The 19,137-nt window shown below is 48.3% G+C and carries 15 protein-coding genes; 3 read left to right on the top strand and 12 right to left on the bottom strand.

Annotated elements, in window-relative coordinates:
* The first annotated feature begins 89 nt into the window (after nucleotides 1-89).
* A complete protein-coding gene (locus NSS66_RS16500; RefSeq protein ID WP_071559410.1) occupies nucleotides 90-275 on the top strand; it encodes a hypothetical protein in 186 nt (61 codons plus the stop codon).
* Nucleotides 276-454: 179 nt separating this feature from the next.
* On the opposite strand, the gene NSS66_RS16495 is transcribed toward NSS66_RS16500, so the two are convergent.
* The 3 genes from NSS66_RS16495 to NSS66_RS16485 all read right to left on the bottom strand — a co-directional run bounded on the left by NSS66_RS16495 (nucleotide 455) and on the right by NSS66_RS16485 (nucleotide 2,477).
* Nucleotides 455-574, bottom strand: a complete 120-nt coding sequence (locus NSS66_RS16495) for a hypothetical protein (RefSeq protein WP_013369112.1) — start codon at nucleotides 572-574, stop codon at nucleotides 455-457.
* A gap of 114 nt (nucleotides 575-688) precedes the next feature.
* The gene (locus NSS66_RS16490) at nucleotides 689-1,510 is read right to left on the bottom strand and encodes a serine/threonine protein kinase (protein ID WP_340959398.1); all 822 of its coding nucleotides are present in this window, start codon (nucleotides 1,508-1,510) and stop codon (nucleotides 689-691) included.
* 142 nt (nucleotides 1,511-1,652) lie between these two features.
* A complete protein-coding gene (locus tag NSS66_RS16485; protein ID WP_071559412.1) occupies nucleotides 1,653-2,477 on the bottom strand; it encodes a MerR family transcriptional regulator in 825 nt (274 codons plus the stop codon).
* 537 nt (nucleotides 2,478-3,014) lie between these two features.
* Between NSS66_RS16485 and NSS66_RS16480 the strand changes: the two genes are divergently transcribed.
* Nucleotides 3,015-3,971: an L-lactate dehydrogenase gene (locus NSS66_RS16480; protein WP_023986728.1), complete on the top strand. Its 957-nt coding sequence runs from the start codon at nucleotides 3,015-3,017 to the stop codon at nucleotides 3,969-3,971.
* 107 nt (nucleotides 3,972-4,078) lie between these two features.
* Here the strand turns inward: NSS66_RS16480 and NSS66_RS16475 are convergent, their stop codons facing one another.
* Genes NSS66_RS16475 through NSS66_RS16455 form a run of 5 tightly spaced genes read right to left on the bottom strand, consistent with a single transcriptional unit; the run spans nucleotide 4,079 to nucleotide 8,601 of the window.
* A complete protein-coding gene (locus tag NSS66_RS16475) occupies nucleotides 4,079-4,807 on the bottom strand; it encodes an ABC transporter permease (RefSeq protein WP_069080457.1) in 729 nt (242 codons plus the stop codon).
* A complete protein-coding gene (locus NSS66_RS16470; protein WP_023986726.1) occupies nucleotides 4,807-5,523 on the bottom strand; it encodes an ABC transporter permease in 717 nt (238 codons plus the stop codon). Before NSS66_RS16470 ends, NSS66_RS16475 begins: the two co-directional genes overlap by 1 nt.
* On the bottom strand, nucleotides 5,520-6,437 hold the full coding sequence (locus NSS66_RS16465; protein ID WP_023986725.1) for an ABC transporter ATP-binding protein: 918 nt from the start codon (nucleotides 6,435-6,437) through the stop codon (nucleotides 5,520-5,522). The genes NSS66_RS16470 and NSS66_RS16465 overlap by 4 nt, the downstream gene beginning before the upstream one ends.
* A 59-nt stretch (nucleotides 6,438-6,496) precedes the next feature.
* The gene (locus tag NSS66_RS16460; RefSeq protein WP_053324498.1) at nucleotides 6,497-7,927 is read right to left on the bottom strand and encodes a sensor histidine kinase; all 1,431 of its coding nucleotides are present in this window, start codon (nucleotides 7,925-7,927) and stop codon (nucleotides 6,497-6,499) included.
* Nucleotides 7,927-8,601, bottom strand: coding sequence for a response regulator transcription factor (locus NSS66_RS16455; protein WP_023986723.1), 675 nt, complete (start codon nucleotides 8,599-8,601; stop codon nucleotides 7,927-7,929). Before NSS66_RS16455 ends, NSS66_RS16460 begins: the two co-directional genes overlap by 1 nt.
* 151 nt (nucleotides 8,602-8,752) lie before the next feature.
* On the opposite strand from NSS66_RS16455, the gene NSS66_RS16450 reads away from it, so the two are divergent.
* Nucleotides 8,753-10,522 (top strand): alpha-glycosidase, encoded by a 1,770-nt coding sequence (locus NSS66_RS16450; protein WP_071559414.1) that lies wholly within the window; start codon nucleotides 8,753-8,755, stop codon nucleotides 10,520-10,522.
* Nucleotides 10,523-10,685: 163 nt separating this feature from the next.
* On the opposite strand, the gene NSS66_RS16445 is transcribed toward NSS66_RS16450, so the two are convergent.
* The 4 genes from NSS66_RS16445 to NSS66_RS16430 form a co-directional block, all read right to left on the bottom strand.
* Nucleotides 10,686-10,838: a hypothetical protein gene (locus NSS66_RS16445; protein WP_167348614.1), complete on the bottom strand. Its 153-nt coding sequence runs from the start codon at nucleotides 10,836-10,838 to the stop codon at nucleotides 10,686-10,688.
* Nucleotides 10,839-11,078: 240 nt separating this feature from the next.
* Nucleotides 11,079-12,230 carry a response regulator gene (locus NSS66_RS16440; protein ID WP_069080461.1) on the bottom strand — a complete coding sequence of 384 codons (1,152 nt, stop codon included), beginning with the start codon at nucleotides 12,228-12,230 and terminating at the stop codon, nucleotides 11,079-11,081.
* A 156-nt stretch (nucleotides 12,231-12,386) separates the two neighbouring features.
* The gene (locus NSS66_RS16435; RefSeq protein ID WP_076265152.1) at nucleotides 12,387-15,530 is read right to left on the bottom strand and encodes an ATP-binding protein; all 3,144 of its coding nucleotides are present in this window, start codon (nucleotides 15,528-15,530) and stop codon (nucleotides 12,387-12,389) included.
* A gap of 161 nt (nucleotides 15,531-15,691) precedes the next feature.
* Nucleotides 15,692-19,108 (bottom strand): S-layer homology domain-containing protein, encoded by a 3,417-nt coding sequence (locus NSS66_RS16430; RefSeq protein ID WP_340959395.1) that lies wholly within the window; start codon nucleotides 19,106-19,108, stop codon nucleotides 15,692-15,694.
* Between the last annotated feature and the right edge of the window lie 29 nt (nucleotides 19,109-19,137).

The following is a 19,137-nucleotide window of genomic DNA, read 5'->3' as shown; positions in this document are numbered from 1 at the left end:
AGTGGAACCTGTTCTAACGCTGCTGCGTATTACCTTTTTATAAAAACCTGTCTATGTCAGTTGGGCAGGGTAAGAAGGAGGATTAGACGATGCTTAAACAATTACTGCACCGCCTGCTACATTCCACCTCTCATTCTCATAAGCGGCGATACAGCAGCTCAGACCGTTATTACGAACGTGAACGTAAACACCATTCTTCTTCAGACGGTTACAAGAATAGCCACAATGGGCACCGATATTACAAAGATAAACGCCGTCATTACTCCAGTTCTTAGCCAAACAACAAGAAGTAGCGACGGAATAGAGCGTACCACAAGAAGCATGCCACAGGCTCCTTCAAACCCTATAAAGCGAAGACCCTTCTTATCTCAAGGGCCTTCGCTTTATTGTTGTGCGCCCTTCGTTATGCAGGGCAACATCTGTGCATTTTACAGGAAATCGGTTATGACCGAAATTACAGAAACAGGGTTTTAGAGATGATCACCAGCAAAATAAACAGAACAAGAATCGCTCCTACAGAGGTCCATGCTCCTACGCCGCAACCCATACCGCCTACTCCACACATATGACTCATTTACAACACTCCCTTCGCTCATTTACAGAATCATTGTATGTAGACCTGGTCAAATGCGTAAGGGGGGCATTCCCCCATTTTTGCGGCGAATGCCTGTTTATTTTTAGGGACTATCTATGGGTTAATCTCAAGCAGCAACAATGCTTCCTCCAGCTCTTGCATAAACTGTCGGCTATTCTCATAACGTGGCCGAATCTGAAAAAGACGCTCCAGCATATGACGCACAGGTGAACTCAGTTTCAATTCTTCCTGCCAGCTTGCTGGCGGTTGATCCGGCTGAGGCTCGTAACTGCTATACAGCATAAAAAGCATTAAATGTCCGACATCGTACAAATCGCTGTAGACGGCGACATCCTGTCGCTCGGGTGCGCGCTTTTCCAGCATGGATTCGGTAAATACATCCTCCTGTCGCTCTCCCACCGCCAGAGCAAGACCAAAGTCGATCAGGTAAGGCTTCCCCTCGCGGTGAATCACATTGGGAATGCGGATATCCCGATGGATATAGCCCCGTTCATGCACATACAGAACTCGCTCCATTAACTCCAAAATGTAGACAACGCATTCCTGTTCTGTAAAGGAACGCTCCTGTTCAAATATAAGCTCCTCTAGCGTCATGCCAGAGATGTATTCCATGACCACAACTATTCCGTTCGAATGCTCGACACTTTCGAGTAGCTTCGGAATATTGGGGTGTTCCATCTGCCGCATAATATGAGCCTCTCGCTGCAATAGCTGAACTGCCTTTGCCCGTTTGCTCGGTCTGGGCAATTTCACCGCCACCTCTTGTCCGCTGTGCCGATCCAAACAGAGATAGGTCAGACCATAGCTCCCCATGCCTAAAAGCGAACAAACATCATAACGTCCGCTCAGCAAGTCACCAGGCTGTTTCGGATAATCCATCCATGATTCAAATGCGTTCCGCAACCAAGCAAACATACTTATATCCTTTCCTCTACATGCCGCAGCAACGTTTCTTATGCGGCTTGTTCGTATTCTTGTATTCCGTTATTATACCATCCACGATAAAAGACCATCAGAACCGGGAAGGTCTGATGGTCTTTATCAGAAAAGATGCTGGTTATGCCTCTCTGCGTCTGCGCGGTGTCAGACCAAGCCAGGACAACAACGAACTGCGCGATTTTCGTTGCCTGCCCTGGTAGGTACGCAAATTCGTAATTAACTGCCGGTCCCGTTCTTCGTCGATCCTTTCTTTCATCCAGCGTTTTTGATCCTCCAGTTGGTTAGACAGATTGATATTCTTTTCCACCAAACGGCTGTGCTCTGCTTCCAGCTCCTCCAAACGGCTCCGCATTTCCAACAAAGCGTTTTGCACCATGTCCTGCATCTGCGCCAGTTCCTGTGGCTCTACGGACTCCTGCGTTTGTACGGACACAGGTGCTTGCTCCAATCTATACTCAATGGTAGATGCCAAAGTCTGGAACTCCTCCTGCGACTGTAGCTGCATCATGGGTTCCTCTGACAGTTCCTGAGCATTCATTTCATCCTGTAACTCTGTCAGTTCAACCGTAGCAGCAGCTTGCGCCTGCATGACCGTCTCTTCCCTGCCCTCAGCCGCCGCCATTATTTCTTCCCAGGTTGCGGTCAGTGACTCAGCATCCGAGATGGGTGGCAAGCGGAATTCCTCATCCTCCATTTGAAAGGGAGCGGTCACTCTCTCAAGCACCACCTGAACCGCCTGCTCCATCGTCATATGCTGTTCACGCAATGCCCACCGCATCACCTTCAAGCACTCAACATCCTCAGCACTGAACATTCTCGATTGATTCGCGGAACGCTGAAACACATACCCTTGCTCCTCCAGCGCCGCTGCATATTTACGAAGGGTACTCGCCCCGATTCCCAACTGCTTTGCTGCTTCCGTCGTCGATTTGCTTTCTTCCATTTAATCATTACCTCCCCGGATGGTATGGAAAGAAATTAGCTTGTATATGTAGAATTCGCGAAATCCATTGGAAACCCTTTGGCAAAAATGTTCTAATATTGCAGACTGCTAAGAACCTTTGTCATAACGGAATATTTGTAGAAATACAAGAAACGACATTGTAAGAGAATACTTTCGTTTTATGTACCCTTCAGACTCTTTAAAGAGCGTCACATAAATGTCACACTTTCATGATTTCTATGGCACCATTCCTTCCATCAACATGGTCCATGTTATAATTTATACAGCGGTCACCTTAAATATAAATTGAAACGTCCTCTCCTACCTTCCAGTAAAAGTATTGATAATTTACGTTCATTCTACAATTAATCCTAGAAAGACACCTCTATTTACAGTTCATTTTTAATTTTCCAGAATGGAGACAAAAAAATGGATATTTTCAAAAGATCAGCAATATGTTATGTTATGTAACGTAAAATGGATTTCAGGCATAATTTGTAGCATATTAACGTTCGCTGGAACGAGGAGGCAACATAGATGAAGGGGAAGGCAAGGAAAGTAGCTATTGTCGGCGCGGGAATGGTCGGTTCGAGCTGTGCCTACTCAATGGTTAATCAGTCCATTTGTGATGAGATCATGATGATTGACCGCACGTATGATCGGGCTTTGGCCCATGCACTGGATCTGTCCCATTGTATGGATTTTACGTCCACACGTACCAAGGTACGTGCAGGCACGTATGCAGACTGCACGGATATGGACGTTGTGATTATAACGGCTGGAGCCAACCCTAAACCGGGTCAAGACCGCCTATCTGTGCTGGATGACGCAGTGCTTATTACCAGAGAGATTGTAACAGCGATTATGGAGGGTGGTTTCGACGGTATATTCGTCATTGCCGCTAATCCTGTCGACATTGTAACGTATATGGTACAAAGTATATCCGGTCTGCCGCGCAACAAGGTGATCGGCACGGGCACCTCCATTGACTCATCCCGACTCAAGACGTTGCTTTCTGAGGTGTTTTCCATAGATCCGCGCAGCGTACAAGGATATGCGCTTGGCGAGCATGGCGAATCCCAATTCGTTGCCTGGTCACACGTCACGATTGGTGGTAAGCCACTCTTGCACATTTTGCGTCAGCATAAGGAACGATTCAGCCACGTCGATCTGGACGACATTGCCCGTAAAACTCGGGATGCAGGCTGGGAGATCTTCACCCGCAAAGGGGCCACTTATTTTGGTATTGCCAATGCGCTGGCGTACATTACTCGTTCCATTTTAAATGATGATGGTAAAATTATAGCGGTCTCTGCTGTATTGGACGGCGAGTACGGACACACCGATGTCTGCACGGGCGTTCCGGCGATTATCGGCAGCAGAGGAATTCAAGAGGTCATCGAGCTGGAGCTAAGTCCGGAGGAACAAGCGAAGTTCGACGCCTCTTGCCACCTTATCAGCAATAATATTCGTGCCATTTCAGGCCTAGTGTAAACCAATAGAGTAAGCATCTTATTCAGAACACGAACCTGTAGCACAGCAAAAAAAGCTCCTTACCCTAATTTAGGATAAGGAGCTTTTTGCAGTCCTCGTATTCCGCACTATATCTCTTTATAACGAAATACTGTCAGTCCCGCCAACGTAAATACGACAAAGCTACCCATTATAACCATCAACAGTGTGTCAGTTGGCACCATGAACGCCCCAAAGTTGTCTCTTCCACTCGGCATCATCGCCAATAAAGGCTGTGTCCATGGATAGTACGGACCGTAGGTTTGAGAATTGGCGACCAGAATATTTGGCACGGTGAAGACGAAATTCAACGCAAGCGGTGCAGCAAAGCTGGACCACAGGAAGGACACCATCAACTGCAACGCAGCCAGCGGCAGGCAGGCTACCCAGCCGGCGAGCAAACTTTGAGCGATCACGGCCCATGGAATCGGTCCGTTCATACCCTGCACAGCTCCAACACCCAGCAACGCTCCTCCGAACAGTAGCTGGGTCAATCCGACCATAGCCATAATGATGGTCAGCTTGGCCGCATACAGACTCGTGCGGGACAATGGCAATGACATCAGCTGCTTCCAACCGCCGCCCCCATGCTCGAATCGGCAGACCAGAGATGCAAATACGGCGGTCAGCATCGGCATGAACAGCAGCGCATGAACTGTAAGCATGGCAGACAACAACACCTGCCAATTCCCTCCCGGGTTTGCCAGCAAACCAATCAGGACGGCAATCGCCGGGCTGACGAGCGCAAGGAGCCAGACGGGCGATTTCGCCATTTTCATACGTTCAACAGAAAGCAGCCGTACATATCCTCCGAACATTACGCCACATCCTTTCGGCTAAAATGGGCCGCTGTCAGCAGGCTCAGAAGCACACCCGTTCCGCACCCGACGGACGCAAACATCCACGCTTGAGGTGCAACCCATGCGAATTGAGGCCAGGCCAACGGAAACCATTCGGACAGCTGTGAAGCAAACAAGCTGCCGATGCCTAACGTAATGCCCAGTGTTACAGGCAGAGCCTGATTATGGAACGTGACCGTTAACCACAACAATAATACGAGCATAGGCAGCGTGCCGCCTAAAGGCCAAAATCCAAGCCGCAGTAATTCTCCAATCGGCGCCGGCTCTCCTCCGAAGCCGAGTAGCATGCCCAACACCCACGTCCCTACCGTCAGGAGTACACAGGACACACACAGCATCCCGATCGCCAGCGTCAGCTTGGCCATATAGACGCTGAATTTGGAAATCGGCAAGGCCAGTAGCTGCTTCCAGGAATTAGACATATGCTCCACATTCGCCAACATGGAAGCGACCATAGTGGCTCCTAACACCAGCGCAAGGGGGACAAACATAGCGATGTTATCCATCAAGGATTCCCACAAATGGCCCTTGTATCGCGGAATCAGATAGTCATAGCGGAGTCCAAAGTTCAGCGCCTGCATCGCCACCAGCCCAAGGGGACCGAGAAACACCAGGAACCAGATTCCCTTTCTGCGTGCTTTGAGCAGATCCGCCGTGAGCGCCCGCAGCATCATAAGGAAGTTCCTCCTTTGCCCACCACTTGCATGAACATATCCTCCAGCGATTTGCGGCGTTCCTCCACACGGTATACGGCATGCGTATTTTCGACCAATCTTCTGACCAGCAGCGCAACAGCCGCATCATTCATGTTCTCGAAATCCAGCGCCGAGCCGTCCTTCACCGAATGATACCCCTGCTCACGCGCAATCAACTGGGCTGCTTCCGGTTCCGACACTACGATCCGAATTCCTCCCGCAGATTCCTGACGGAGATTATGAATCGTATTTTGAAAGACCAGCTCTCCTTCACGGATAATACCCACAGTATTCGCCATATGCTCTACCTCGCTCAACAGATGGCTGGATACCAGCACGGTGATCCCCCGTTGCTTGGGCATCGCCTGAATCAATGTGCGCATTTCCTGAATACCCTCCGGGTCCAAACCATTCGTAGGCTCATCCAAAATGAGCACTTCGGGATTCCCAAGCAGGGCTGCTGCAATACCCAGTCTCTGCTTCATGCCCAGGGAGTAGCCTTTGACTGGACGTTTGGCATGCTTGGTCAGTCGGACGACCTCCAACACTTCCGCAATGTTTTGCTTGGGTACATTCAAAATACGGCGAATGGCCTCCAGATTTTCAATTGCGTTCAAATGACCATAATACGAAGGATACTCCACCAACGAGCCGACTTTACGCAAGATATCAAGCTTATGTCTGCGAATATCTTTGCCGAATATACGGATCGTTCCTCGAGTTGGGCGAATAAGTCCAAGCAGCATGCGGATCGTTGTCGTTTTCCCCGCTCCATTGGGACCCAGAAATCCGTAAATATCTCCTCGAGCTATTTTCAGGTCCAGCTGATTAACCGCCGCGCGGCCTTTGTATATTTTGCTGAGACTGTTCGTTTCAATAATGTATTCGTTCAAGTTCCTCACCTCGACACCTATCGTAACGTGCCAAGTTTAAAGCCAAGGGAACTCTGAGTTTAAGTTTTGTTTAAAAAACGAATTCTTGTCCCGGCTGATGAACTGAAAATCTCCCTCTCCAAATTCATTTCGCGAGCCAGCAGTTCTGTAATCGCCAAACCAATCCCTGCCCCTTTTTCACTGGACTGTTGCTCCATACCGGGCCCTTTATCTGTGATAACCAATGCCTCTGTCCCATTATCTTTCTGTACTTGAACACCGATAAATCGGCCTGAGGCAGCATGGCGAACTACATTTTGAAAGAGATTGTCCAGCAGACGACGGAAGCCTTGCTCATCGACATTCCACACCATACTATGCTCGGGCAAGTCGATATCCACTTCAAAGCCCTCCTTTTCCCACACCGGATACCAGCTGGCTACACACTCCCGCACTAGCCGCAGGATATCACGTGGTGTGTTATTCATAGTGTATTTTCCACTAGCTAGCAGATTATAGGTGAGCAGATTGTCGATCAGACTCCCAAGGTCTTTTAGCTTGTTTTCCATCAGTGTAATCGACTGTTTCCCTCTGCTGCTCAGATTTTCACCATCTAGTGTATACAGATGGCTACGCACGACCGTAAGCGGCGTTCGAATATCGTGTGACAGATCCGCGACCAGTCTCTTCCGCAGCTCTTCCTCCTGACGCTCACGTCCCCGACTCTCGGCCAACTGCTCAACCATCTGATTAAATGCTTCCTCCAGCTTGCCGATTTCATCCGGGCGTCCAGTGGTAACAAGAATAGGCAAGCCATCCTCTCCTCGCTGCGACATGGCGGCCTGAAGCTGCAACAGTCTTCGCCGAATGCCTCCAAAAAACAGAAGAGATACGAATATAAAAGTGCCCAGAATCAATACGATAAAAAAGAGATAGTACATCAACATGCTACTATCTGTAGGTGGCTGTTCAAAGAACGAACGAGGCACTTTTAACACCATATAGCCCTGATTCACATCATTCTTGCCCCCGCCAATAAAGGCTACTACCGTAAACGGCCCCTCATAGCTTGCTTGCTTCATAAAAGCTATAGCCTGCGCAGCGTTCCATTGTTTTGGCATGTTAGGTTGTGTCGGTAACTCCAACCTTGTTCTACCTGCGGTATCCACCCAAAATATTTGTGATTTAGGGAACATATCTTGTTGTATTTTGCGCAGATGGGCTGAGATTTGCTCTGGTGTGGCTCCCTTCAAAGCTACAGCTTCGTGATGCCAGCTATTTTCGGTATGGGTAGTAGAGGGATAGTAAGCGTTTTTAGGCTTGAGCTCCGCCCCCCAATTCAATAACACGCTATATATCAAGGCTGTAGCAGGCAACACAATGGGCAACAGCATCATAGCAACCACAATAATGACCAGATAACGGAACAACAGTGAACTGCGAAACCGACCTCCCTGACCTGGCCTAGAGCTGGGGTACAGCCTCCTCCAATCCTTGCGCGTCCTGCTCATTATGCTTTCACCCGATATCCTACACCACGGATCGTCTCAATGATGCGGGGTGTCGCAGGATCAATCTCCAGCTTTTCGCGAAGGTGTCGGATGTGGACCATTAAAGTTTTGTCTCCGTCAATATATGGGTCCCCCCACACTGCTTCATACATTTGCTCTTTCGTCATAATCTGGCCCAAATGCCGCAGCAAATAAGCAAAAATGTGATATTGCTTACCTGTCAGAGTAATTTCCTCCCCGGTATCACGGTTCACAATACGGTTATCAGGAGAGAAGACAGAGAGATGCCCCAGTTGTAAGGATTCTTCGGGCACGGTTCCCGATCGGCGCAGCAAAATCTCCATACGTGCTATGAGCTCGTCCGGGTGAAAGGGCTTGGTTACATAATCGTCGGCGAAATCCAGTCCTTGCAGCTTATCGTCAATGGATGTACGGGCAGACAACATGAGAATGGGAAGCTCCGGGTACTCTTTCTTGAGCCGCTTCCCCATGGTGAATCCATCCAGACCGGGTAACATCACATCCAAAATCACGAGTTGGCACGTACGGGCTGCTTCCACAGCCCCCTCCCCGCTGCGAAGCCATACTACAGCGTAATTCCGCTCTTCCAAATACTGATGCGTCCAAGCACCAATATCCTGGTCATCTTCGATGTATAACACATTTGTTTTCATCATGGGCACCTACTTATCGTTTTTCTTTTATGTAATGGGCATTATAGCATTTATGGTACATGACCCACTTAAAAAGGTTAATAACTACCTTATACGACATACGCTTCACATTTTCAAATTTGAATGCTCTTGAAAAAAGGAGGCCTACCCGATGCTGCTGGAAGCGATATACCATCACCCGAAACGCAATTGGGCTTTTGGTTATAATGATGAAACGATATTTCTACGGCTACGTGCGAAGAAAAATGACCTGAATACCGTTCATGCTCTCACCGGAGATAAATACGATTGGGACCGCACTAGACAGCTTGTTCCGATGTCCAAATTCGCTACCGATGGCAGGTTTGATTACTATGAATGCAGCGTAAAACCTACTCACCGTCGGCTGAAATATGGATTTTTGCTAGAAGATGGTGAGGAACGTATTTGGATGAACGAGGACGACTTCACCACCCAGGAACCTCAGAACGCAGACAGTCTGTTCCAATATCCGTTTTTGAACCCGATTGATATTCTGAAGCCACCTGCATGGGTGAAGGATGCTGTATTTTATCAGATTTTCCCGGAACGTTTTGCGAACGGTGACCCCTCCATCAGCCCAGAAGGTGCAGAGACATGGGGCGGAACGCCACAAAGAGACAATTTTTTTGGTGGCGATCTACAGGGGATTCTGGATCACCTGGATCACTTGAACGAGCTAGGGATTAACGCCATATATATGACCCCTGTGTTCAAGGCAACGACCAATCATAAATATGATACCGAGGATTATATGGAGGTGGACCCGCACTTCGGGGACAAAAAGACATTAAAAAAACTGGTCGATGCCTGCCACGAACGAGGAATTCGTGTGCTGCTTGATGCGGTATTCAACCATTCAGGGCGTACGTTTAAACCGTTCGTTGACGTGCAGGAAAAAGGCGAAGCCTCGCCTTACAAGGACTGGTTCCATGTACATAGCTTTCCCTTGGAAGTGGTGGATGGCACACCGACGTACGATACATTCGGGCTGGAACCAATGATGCCCAAGCTGAACACCGAACATCCTGAGGTGAAAAAGTACCTGCTGGATGTAGCAAAACATTGGATCGAAGAAATCGGCATCGATGGTTGGCGGTTGGATGTGGCAGACGAGGTGGATCACGCCTTTTGGCGGGAATTCCGTACTACGGTCAAGCAGGCCAATCCAGATGCGTACATTTTGGGTGAAATGTGGAATGAATCGTCTGAATGGCTTCAGGGGGACCAATTCGATGCAACGATGAATTATCCGTTCACCTACGCGGTGAATGATTTTTTCGTCAAAAAAGTGACCGATGCCCAAAACTTTGCCTTCGCCATCGGACGACAGCTGGCCCGCTATCCGCAGCAAGCATCCGAGGTTGCCTTCAATCTGCTGGATAGCCACGACACACCACGCCTGCTGACACTGTGCGGGGATGACAAGCGGCTGATGCGACTGGCCGCCCTGTTCCAGTTCACGTACATGGGCGCACCCTGCATCTATTACGGCGATGAGATCGGTCTGGATGGAGATGCCGATCCAGGCTGCCGCAAGTGCATGGAGTGGGACACCGACAAGCAGGACCGCGAGCTGTTCGACTTTTACCGCGAACTGATTGCGCTTCGTAAGGGGCACCCGGTCCTCCGTGATCAGGGAAGCATCACCTTTCTGGAGGCACAGCCAGAGGGCACCTCACTTGCCTACGAGCGCCGCAGCGAGGAAGAGGTGCTGCTCGTGCTGCTCAACCGTTCCGATGAGGAGCACGTTTTTGAACTGGACATTCCTGAGCAGGAATGGCAATTAGCTTTTGGCGAAAGCCAGTGGTCCAAAGGAGCGAAGGGGTTGCACGCCAAGCTTCCACCCTACGGATACGCTGTACTGAAGGCAGCACCTGCTCGGTCAGTAAAACCTGCTTAAGAGGACGATGTCAAGACGGGAAGCAAGGCATCCGCCTATATAGGCGGATGCTGATGAAGGTACCTGCCGAATAACGGCAAAAAAAGCGAGACCACCGGGAACAAGATGTTTACTTGTTCCTGATGGTCTCTTTACGTCGAATAAGAACTTCTATCCAAGCCGTTTATTTATTTTTAACATCTGTTCTTACTACCCCAACATCCGAAGCATTGATCGAAATGGGGTTACCGCCTTGTCCTGTCTGAGCTGAAGAAGATTGTCTGACGACCACCGAAACTCTTTTATTCTTAAATCCAGTTCGTCTTGTTCTCCCCAATGCAATACCTCCTTAAATATATACGTGAGTTCCTTAAACCTCTCAATTACGACTCAACCGTGAAGAGATATGCTATATGAATATGCCACTGTAGAAAACAGGTAGCGGCGAATAGCGGATCATAGAGAAAAGAGGCTCGGTGATTCACACAAAAAAACGAAATTTCCATCCATGCAAAAAACCGCTCCAAGGAGATACCTTGAAGCGGTTTTTTAGCGCTACCTGAGCCAGTACAGCAGTTTACGCAGGTAGCGTCTGTGTTTTCAATTGCACGTACAACTGGTGCGTCACCTGCTGCGGCTCAATACCCAACTCATCTTCCAGTATTCTGACGAAGCTTTCATAATGCTTTTGAGCAGCGGTATAATCGCCCAGTTGGGCATAGGCGGTCAGCAGCAGACCGCAGATATCGTCTGAGTACGGCTCCCGTTGCTGGAGGCTGAGTAAGCGCTGAACAGACTGCCGGGTACGACCTGAGCGAAGCTCGTCTCTCGCCAGCTCAGAAGCACATGCCAGATACATACTGCGCAGCTTCTCCCTTTTTGCATACGCCCACGGGTAATCGTACTCCTCCAGATAGTTGCCACGGTATAGAGCCAACAGGCTCTCAATACGCGGCGTACCGCCGCTACCGGATGCAGCCCATTCGGATATTCCCCGCTCGAATAGCTCCACATCTGTAATCCAGCCATTGCGGTTCAAGCGGTAGCGATCCAGATTGTATTCCAGCTTCGTATCTTGCATCCGTTCTTTCAATGCCTTGCGGATTTGGTAAATGGACGTGTGCAGGTGAACAACAGCCTTGTCCAAATGATATTCAGGCCATAGCGCATCCAGCAATTGTTCTTTGCTCACCCATTCCCCTTCATGGTGTAGTAAAAAGGAAAATAGCTCCTGTGACTTTAATGTGCGCCATTTGAAGGGTTTCGCTCCTACGGCTTCCTGTCCATCCTCCAAAATTTCAAGCTTTTGAAAACAACGTACCTTGGGGGATTGCTCTGCTGTAACTCCCAAGCTGGAAGAACGGGGATCAGCCAGCGTGGCTGCAATCCGATCTAACGTTTTGGATAGCCGCCGGGCATGAACGGGCTTTAACAAGTAATCCAGTGCTTGCAGCTCGAACGCTTCAATAGCATATTCCGAGTACGCGGTCACAAAGACGATATGAATATGGGAATCCAGCTGTTGAATCCACTCGGCGGCCTCCAGACCGTTCATCTCTGGCATTCCGATATCTATAAAAACAATATCCGCACGTTCTGCCGCCAGATGATCCAGCCCCGCTTGTGCAGACGTATATTTGCCCATTACCGTTAACCGTCCGTCCGCCTCCAGCAACCGTTCCAAGTAGGTTAATGCCGACCGCTCATCATCAATCAAAATCGCCTTCATTTGTGTCTGTACTCCCTTCCTGCTGCAACCATCCATCATGATGCTCTATTTACATGCTATCTGCTTTATCCTTACAATTTTTAATTCCTTATATTTTATATATCGTATCATCGCGGACGCGACATTAGCTTTTCCGACAAATGTACTGTACTTTTTTTATTCATCGGTATTCCGGGGCGAGATCGTTTCCGGCACACGGAAGCTTACCGTCGTCCCTTGCATTGAATTACTTTCAATCCGCAATCCTTCTCCATACATATGGATAAGACGGCGATGGATATTCCGCAGTCCCACGCTGGAAGATACATGATCCTCCGACAACAGCTGTTCCAGTCGCTCGGACGGAATCCCTACGCCGTCATCGGTCACGCTGACTACAAAATCGGTTCCATCCTCCTGCACAACCACTCGCACGGTTCCACCTGTTGCCCGTTGCATCACACCATGTCGTATCGCATTTTCCACGATGGGCTGAATGCTTAATGGCGGGATAAGCGACCGGATGTTCCTTCCTACCTCTACGGTCACCTGCAAACGTTCTTCAAATCGTGCTTTTTCCAGTGCCACATACGATTCTACCAATTCCAGCTCCTTGGATAACGGTACCGTATTCTCCCTGTTCTGAAAATCAAAACTGCCCCGCAAATACTGACTCAGCTCCATGAGCAGCTCCGCTGCTTTATCCGGGTCTACGGCTACGGTCGATACAATAACATTCAATGCATTGTACAGAAAATGTGGCTTGATTTGTGCCTGTAAAAAGGCCATTTCCGAACGCACCGCTTCCTCCGCCGAATGACGCATGTTCAACAGCGTGCGCACACGCGCCTTTAATTCCTCAGCATCAACAGGCTTACGTAGAAAATCATTAGCTCCCGCCATAAAACCCGCGCGGATATCGCCGGGCAGGTCGCGTGCCGTCAGCAGCAACACTGGTAGCTCGGACAGGGAATACCGTTCCCGTATCCGTCGGCACAGCTCAATACCGGACATTTCCGGCATCATCCAATCCGTAATGACTAGGTCAAATCGGGTACGGCCATTCAGCATGTGAAGTGCCTCCTCGGCATGATCCACTGCCACCACGCTACAACCTGTGGTATATAATAGCTCCTCCAGCACCCGAAGATTAACCTCATCATCATCCACAGCCAGCACTTTGTAGGGAACAGTCTGAACTTGCTCTTGGGCATCCTCTTCATGCGGAATCACATTCTGACCCGACGTCACGCCAGGCTGCAATATAACCGCAGACGAAACATCTTTTTGAGCTTCATGTGCCAACGTTCCGGTCTGCGCCAAGGGTAGTGTAAAATAAAAGGTCGAACCCTTGCCCAATCTAGATTCTACCCGGATATGACCACCATGCAGCTCCACTAGACGACGGACTATGCCTAATCCAAGCCCTGTTCCACTGTATCCTTCATCCTCAGCATTCGCCCCTCGGTTAAAAGGTTCAAATATATGCGAAAGATGCTCCTGGGCAATACCGGACCCGGTATCCTTCACACTGATTTCCATTTCGCGGTTCCCCGCTTTGGCAGAGATTACGATTTCGCCTTCCTCCGTAAATTTCACCGCATTACCCAACAAATTGTACAAAATCTGAATCAGCCGATCCTCATCCGCATCCACCTTGGGTAACGAATTGGGCCATTCTTTGACGAATTGCAGCTTTTTCTTACCCACCGTATGACCCAATACCTCCAGCACGGAATTTACAGCTGCCTGTACATTAACAGGCCGGCGATTTAAGGCTAATCTTCCATTTTTCAAATTAGAAAAATCCAGAATATCGTTAATTAAATAAGAAAGTCTTCGTCCTACATTCGCAATCAAGGACAAGTTGTGCTTTTGCGGCTCATTGAATTGTGCCCCGTAACGGTCTAGCATGGATTGAGCGATATTAATAATTCCATGTAGAGGAGTGCGCAACTCATGTGACGTGTTCGCCAGGAATTCGTCCTTTAACCCATCCAGTGTTAGCAACCGTCGTGACAGGTTCTCAACCTCCATAAACGAATGTACAAAACGTTTGGCCAGCAGAAGCGTTTGAGCCAATACGAATATGAGCATTTCATAGGCTGTCACCCCGCGCACATCTCCCCAGCCCAAAATATACACAAAACTAGTCACTACAATCATAAGTATGCTCATAATACTAATGACTAGCAGTGCAGCGTCATCCGTCCGTTGAAGAAGTCCACGAATCAAGATCAGTAATACATATCCCACACTGACTACGCCAAAAAGAAGAATAAACGCTTCAAAGGATGAGAGTATCAGTGTAGGCAACATTAGCCCCATACCTAGCATCAGTGCGGTTGTAATATTATAGAGGCGCAGCACGATCCGATTCATAACAATCTGCGTCGAAAGATGAACATACCGGATCAAAAAATAGTAGAACAGCGTTGAAGAGAACGACTGTATTTTCAGTATCCATTCATAAGGTAAGTCCGGTATTCCCCAGACCAGCAGCTTTTCTCCATGTGTCAGAATGTAAAATAAAGCCGCGATGCAAAAGCATCCTAAGTAAAGCAATGCCTTCTCCTTTTTACGTAAAAGATACAGCATGATAAAAAATACGGTAGGCATAAAAAAACCCGCTATCAGTACGGTGTCCTCTGCCATTGCAACTTCCCGGCTATGCGTAATACTCTCGTAATCCCCAAATAACAATGGGTAAATGATCCCACCGGAGGAATAACTATAATTAGCCACATGCACGGTAATATCTACCGATTGTCCATCTACCGCTGCAAATCCAACATAAGGAGCATTGCCCTGCTTGCCTTTGTCGGCAGAAACAGAGGGAATACCACTCGCTCCTACCTCTGCTCCGTCAATCCATACTCGGCTGGAACTCCGAATGTTTTGCATATAGATGCCGTACAGATTTTCCGCTTTTTCAGGCAACAGGATACGAATATGATAGGTTCCATATCCGGTCGCCTGTCCCTCAGGCATCCACTGATTCCATCTACCAGGCACATCCACAATCTTGGTAGAATATCCCGTTTCCATCCCCAATTCTGAAGAACTCTGATGATTTACCCAATCCTTATCTTGCAATTCATGAAAGGCTGAAGGTTGCACAAGCTGGTTGGGGTAAAATTCCCACTCCCCTCCCAGCTGTACAGGGCCTTCCTTTTCGGGATGCCAATTACGCAAATTTATAACGCCGTTATGAGCTTTCCAATGACTGTTTCCAGATAATACACCCGACACCAACGGATACACCGGCAACGCAACCGCAAGCAGAAGTATAATAAAAAATAAAACACCCTGTTTTTTCATAAATCCCCCGCTCTTTTCAATATCGTCTATCTTTTAGTATCGGTTATTCTAACCAGCTGTATTAGAAGCGCCCCCCATGCAAAAAGGGACGCCCGCCGCAGACAAAAATCTGTGCGGAATCGTCCCCTTCTATACATCCTTTACTTCCTTTATTTCCCTTATTAAGGAATCATGCCTTCATCATTACCACCGCCAGGAATCGAGCCTGAATCGTCTCCGCTGTTATCGCTTGGTGGCGTTGCTCCACCACTACTGTCGCCGCTTCCTGTTCCGCTGCTATCGCTTGTTGGTGTTGCTCCACCACTACTGTCACTGCTTCCTGTTCCGCTACTATCGCTTGGCGGCGTTGCTCCACCACTACTGTCGCCGCTTCCTGTTCCGCTGCTATCGCTTGGCGGTGTTGCTCCACCACTACTGTCACTGCTTCCTGTTCCGCTGCTATCGCTTGGCGGTGTTGCTCCACCACTGCTGTCGCTGCTTCCTGTTCCGCTGTTTTGTTGCTGGCTGGCTACAAAATCTTTATACTCCTGAATCGCATCTTCCAGATTCATATAATTTTTCTTAATTTCCGGCATAGGATAATACTGGTCCAGACGATTGAATGCATCCACTACTCTGTGAAAGTAGACCGTCGTAGGATCTGTACCATTTGCTGTGAGCAGATTGTTCGCAATGGTCTTGAGCTCATTGATATCCTGATCAGTTACTATCCATTTGGATTGGTAGTTCGCAAACGCTGTAATCAAATCCGTGTTAGCCTGGTCTACCTGCAGCTGTGTGCTATCCGGATTATTAAGCACAAGGCTTGCCTGATTAATTGACCCTTGAAGTTCTTCGTTATCTTGTTCGGTATAATGACGGCCGAACGTCTGAACTTCATTATTAGCTAAATTTATGTTGTAATTCAACAACGTGGTATCCACCGCTATTGGTACGGCATACTGGCTCTGTACCTGTTGCAACTCCTCGTATACAGGAACAACGTCTTGTAATTCAAAGCTGGACAAACCCAAGAAGATGGAGGCATGCTCTGATGCAGAAGACAAGGCTTGCTGGGCTTCAGCGCTTAATGCGCCTGAATTTTGCACCAAAATTCCATTGATCGATGCCTGCATTTCAATGATTTCGGCTCTCAATTGTAGTCTTTTCTCGTTATATTTTTCAATATAGGTCCCTTTAGCCTGACTTAATTGATTATAAGAGATCACCAATTGCTCCTCAGGAGTAAACGGCATAATGAGTGCAAAGTTGGCTTGTGCTGTTTGTTGCTCTAAAGACAGCATTTCCGTATTCAAGTAATTACGAGCTACAGGGTTAGACAGCAGTTTTAGATGAATGTCTTGAACCAGCTGCTGCAGTTTTTCCCGAATTGTAGCAGGCACTGGAGCAGTGAATTCCGCAAGTCTTTGACTCAGCTCCATGTTCAAGGTCAATACGTCCTGCTGCGTCATAGCGGTGTGCATCTTCTCTGTATATTCCTGAATGAGGTTGCCCAGTTCAACATTTTGAGAGCCACTCTGATCGTAGATAACCTGCGCTTCTTGTAAAGTATTTTTAAGCACTGAAAAGTCTGCTGCTTGCAATGCCAGAAATGCTTCTGTCGTATCTTTTATTTTTCGTGTCCATTCGTCCAACTGCTCAGTTGTAGCTAATGGGTTCACATATACACTTAATCCTTCCCTCACTAAGGACTTGTAACGCGCTTTGTCAGTTTTCATATTCTCCACACGATCCGTTACATCGAGAAAATGCAGATAGGTATCTCTGAGTTTTACTGATGCATTGTAGACTTCAATTACTCGACGCAAGCTTACTACTTCCCGATCCACAATATTTTGAGGAGCATTCCCTTCCAACACATTGTTGCCAAATTGAATAGCTTGACTTAGTGATTCATCCCAAAGAGGCGGGAATTCGTCGCCAACCATTCGGTTTTGTTCAAGGGTAGTCGAAGCTACCTGAATCAGTCTAGTTAATTCCTGTGTCCCAATCACTGGTTTTGTGGCTGAGGCTGTGTACACAGAAACATCCTGCTTCAATGTGCTGAGCGCTTGATCTACCTCTGCCTGTGTAGCTGCTGTATTGTTCAGTACCAGCATAGCTTGATTGATTGCTATGGACAGGCTTTCCTTCGCTGCGGCCGTGTAAAGCGCCTGATCCGTTCCACCCTCACCTGCACGCTCCAGTAGTTCTTTGGCTGCATGGACTTCTGTCTCCAGCTGACTGCGGTCTACGCTGATAATGTCACTATCGTGTTTTTTCTTATCTTTGCTATCTGTGTCCGTGACAACCGATCCAGCAGAGGATGAGTTCTTCGTACCATTTACGAGACTAACAGCTTCTTTCATCGCATCATAGTTAATGATAACATCCTGCGGCTGTTTTTGTTCCGGCAGGTTAAGCTGGTTGATTGTAGCTCCCTTAGCCAGCGTAATAAAAGGAACGCCCACATATTGTGATGCATCCAGCAAACCAATACTACCGCTAACCAACAGCTTGCCCAGTCCCTGTTGCAAAGAAACGCGGCTAATCGCGGCATTTCCTTCGGTCACGATCGATGCATCATCTTTCAGCGTCAGGTTGTCAATCTTCGTTGTCCCGGTTGCTGTCAGCTTGGCATCCTTAGAGCCCAGCTCCACACCGGACCATGCCGTATTTTCTAAAATGGCCGATACAGGCTGATTCCCTGTACCTTTGATTTCCAATACCCCTGTGGAGGACATGTTCTTCAAGGTTACCGAGCCATTAACGATCAGGCGCCCCTCAAAAGACACACCCTTGCCATCAAAAACGCCACCGTCTGCGTTAATTTCCAGCTTATTCACACCTGTCAGCGTACGCAAGTTACGGTTAAGGTCGAATTTCGCCCCTTTTAATACAGCTTTGTTATTTTCACCGAACAAACCTTGCAAAGACCCTTCCAACTGGTAAGGGATATTTCCGATGCGAACGGTATTGCCCTCTGATTTCACTTCTCCTACCGGATGATCCAGCAGGCTGACGAATACTTCTGCACCACTCTCCCGGTTCAATGGATTTTTCAAATCCGTTGCAGAAGCATCCTCTGATAACAGACCGTAAGAGCGGGCAACCTGAACTGCATTTTGCTGTGCATTCGCTGTGCTGGCATCCTGTAAGTCCATTGCACGTACTAGCGATACGATCAGTTCTTCCTTGGTAATGGCATCCCCCGGACGGAACAGTTCCCCGTTGCCTGTCATATACCCGGCTGCACGTACAGCCTCAATATAGGGAGCGCCCCATGCATCGGACGATACATCCATAAAAGAAGTTTGCGGCTGATTGTTAACTTCCAACTGGAACAGACTGCACAAAATTTTAGCCGCCTCTGCGCGGGTCAAATTCTTTTGCGCCATAAAATCGCCCTGCTTACCGCCTGTCATCAAACCCAAGGTGCGAGCTTGTGCTACAAATCCAGTTTCGCTTTGCGTATCTGCTGTTGCTGCATAAGCAGTCTGGGCGCCGCCCATCCAAGGCAGAGATACGATTGAGCCTGAAGCAATACCTAATACCATCGCAGATGCAATCCATTTATTTCGTTTTACAAGTTTCAACATTTCCACTCCTAGACGCTATTTATTGGCAT

Source organism: Paenibacillus sp. FSL R10-2748 (assembly GCF_038005565.1).
Classification (GTDB): domain Bacteria; phylum Bacillota; class Bacilli; order Paenibacillales; family Paenibacillaceae; genus Paenibacillus; species Paenibacillus polymyxa_B.
This window is presented reverse-complemented; position numbering and strand designations above follow the sequence as displayed.

What these genes read in the sequence shown, in the direction of transcription:
- NSS66_RS16500 (WP_071559410.1), top strand. Translation starts at nt 90, where the DNA reads ATGCTTAAACAATTACTGCACCGCCTGCTACATTCCACCTCTCATTCT.
- NSS66_RS16495 (WP_013369112.1), bottom strand. Translation starts at nt 574, where the DNA reads ATGAGTCATATGTGTGGAGTAGGCGGTATGGGTTGCGGCGTAGGAGCA.
- NSS66_RS16490 (WP_340959398.1), bottom strand. Translation starts at nt 1,510, where the DNA reads ATGTTTGCTTGGTTGCGGAACGCATTTGAATCATGGATGGATTATCCG.
- NSS66_RS16485 (WP_071559412.1), bottom strand. Translation starts at nt 2,477, where the DNA reads ATGGAAGAAAGCAAATCGACGACGGAAGCAGCAAAGCAGTTGGGAATC.
- NSS66_RS16480 (WP_023986728.1), top strand. Translation starts at nt 3,015, where the DNA reads ATGAAGGGGAAGGCAAGGAAAGTAGCTATTGTCGGCGCGGGAATGGTC.
- NSS66_RS16475 (WP_069080457.1), bottom strand. Translation starts at nt 4,807, where the DNA reads ATGTTCGGAGGATATGTACGGCTGCTTTCTGTTGAACGTATGAAAATG.
- NSS66_RS16470 (WP_023986726.1), bottom strand. Translation starts at nt 5,523, where the DNA reads ATGATGCTGCGGGCGCTCACGGCGGATCTGCTCAAAGCACGCAGAAAG.
- NSS66_RS16460 (WP_053324498.1), bottom strand. Translation starts at nt 7,927, where the DNA reads ATGAGCAGGACGCGCAAGGATTGGAGGAGGCTGTACCCCAGCTCTAGG.
- NSS66_RS16455 (WP_023986723.1), bottom strand. Translation starts at nt 8,601, where the DNA reads ATGAAAACAAATGTGTTATACATCGAAGATGACCAGGATATTGGTGCT.
- NSS66_RS16450 (WP_071559414.1), top strand. Translation starts at nt 8,753, where the DNA reads ATGCTGCTGGAAGCGATATACCATCACCCGAAACGCAATTGGGCTTTT.
- NSS66_RS16440 (WP_069080461.1), bottom strand. Translation starts at nt 12,230, where the DNA reads ATGAAGGCGATTTTGATTGATGATGAGCGGTCGGCATTAACCTACTTG.
- NSS66_RS16435 (WP_076265152.1), bottom strand. Translation starts at nt 15,530, where the DNA reads ATGAAAAAACAGGGTGTTTTATTTTTTATTATACTTCTGCTTGCGGTT.
- NSS66_RS16430 (WP_340959395.1), bottom strand. Translation starts at nt 19,108, where the DNA reads ATGTTGAAACTTGTAAAACGAAATAAATGGATTGCATCTGCGATGGTA.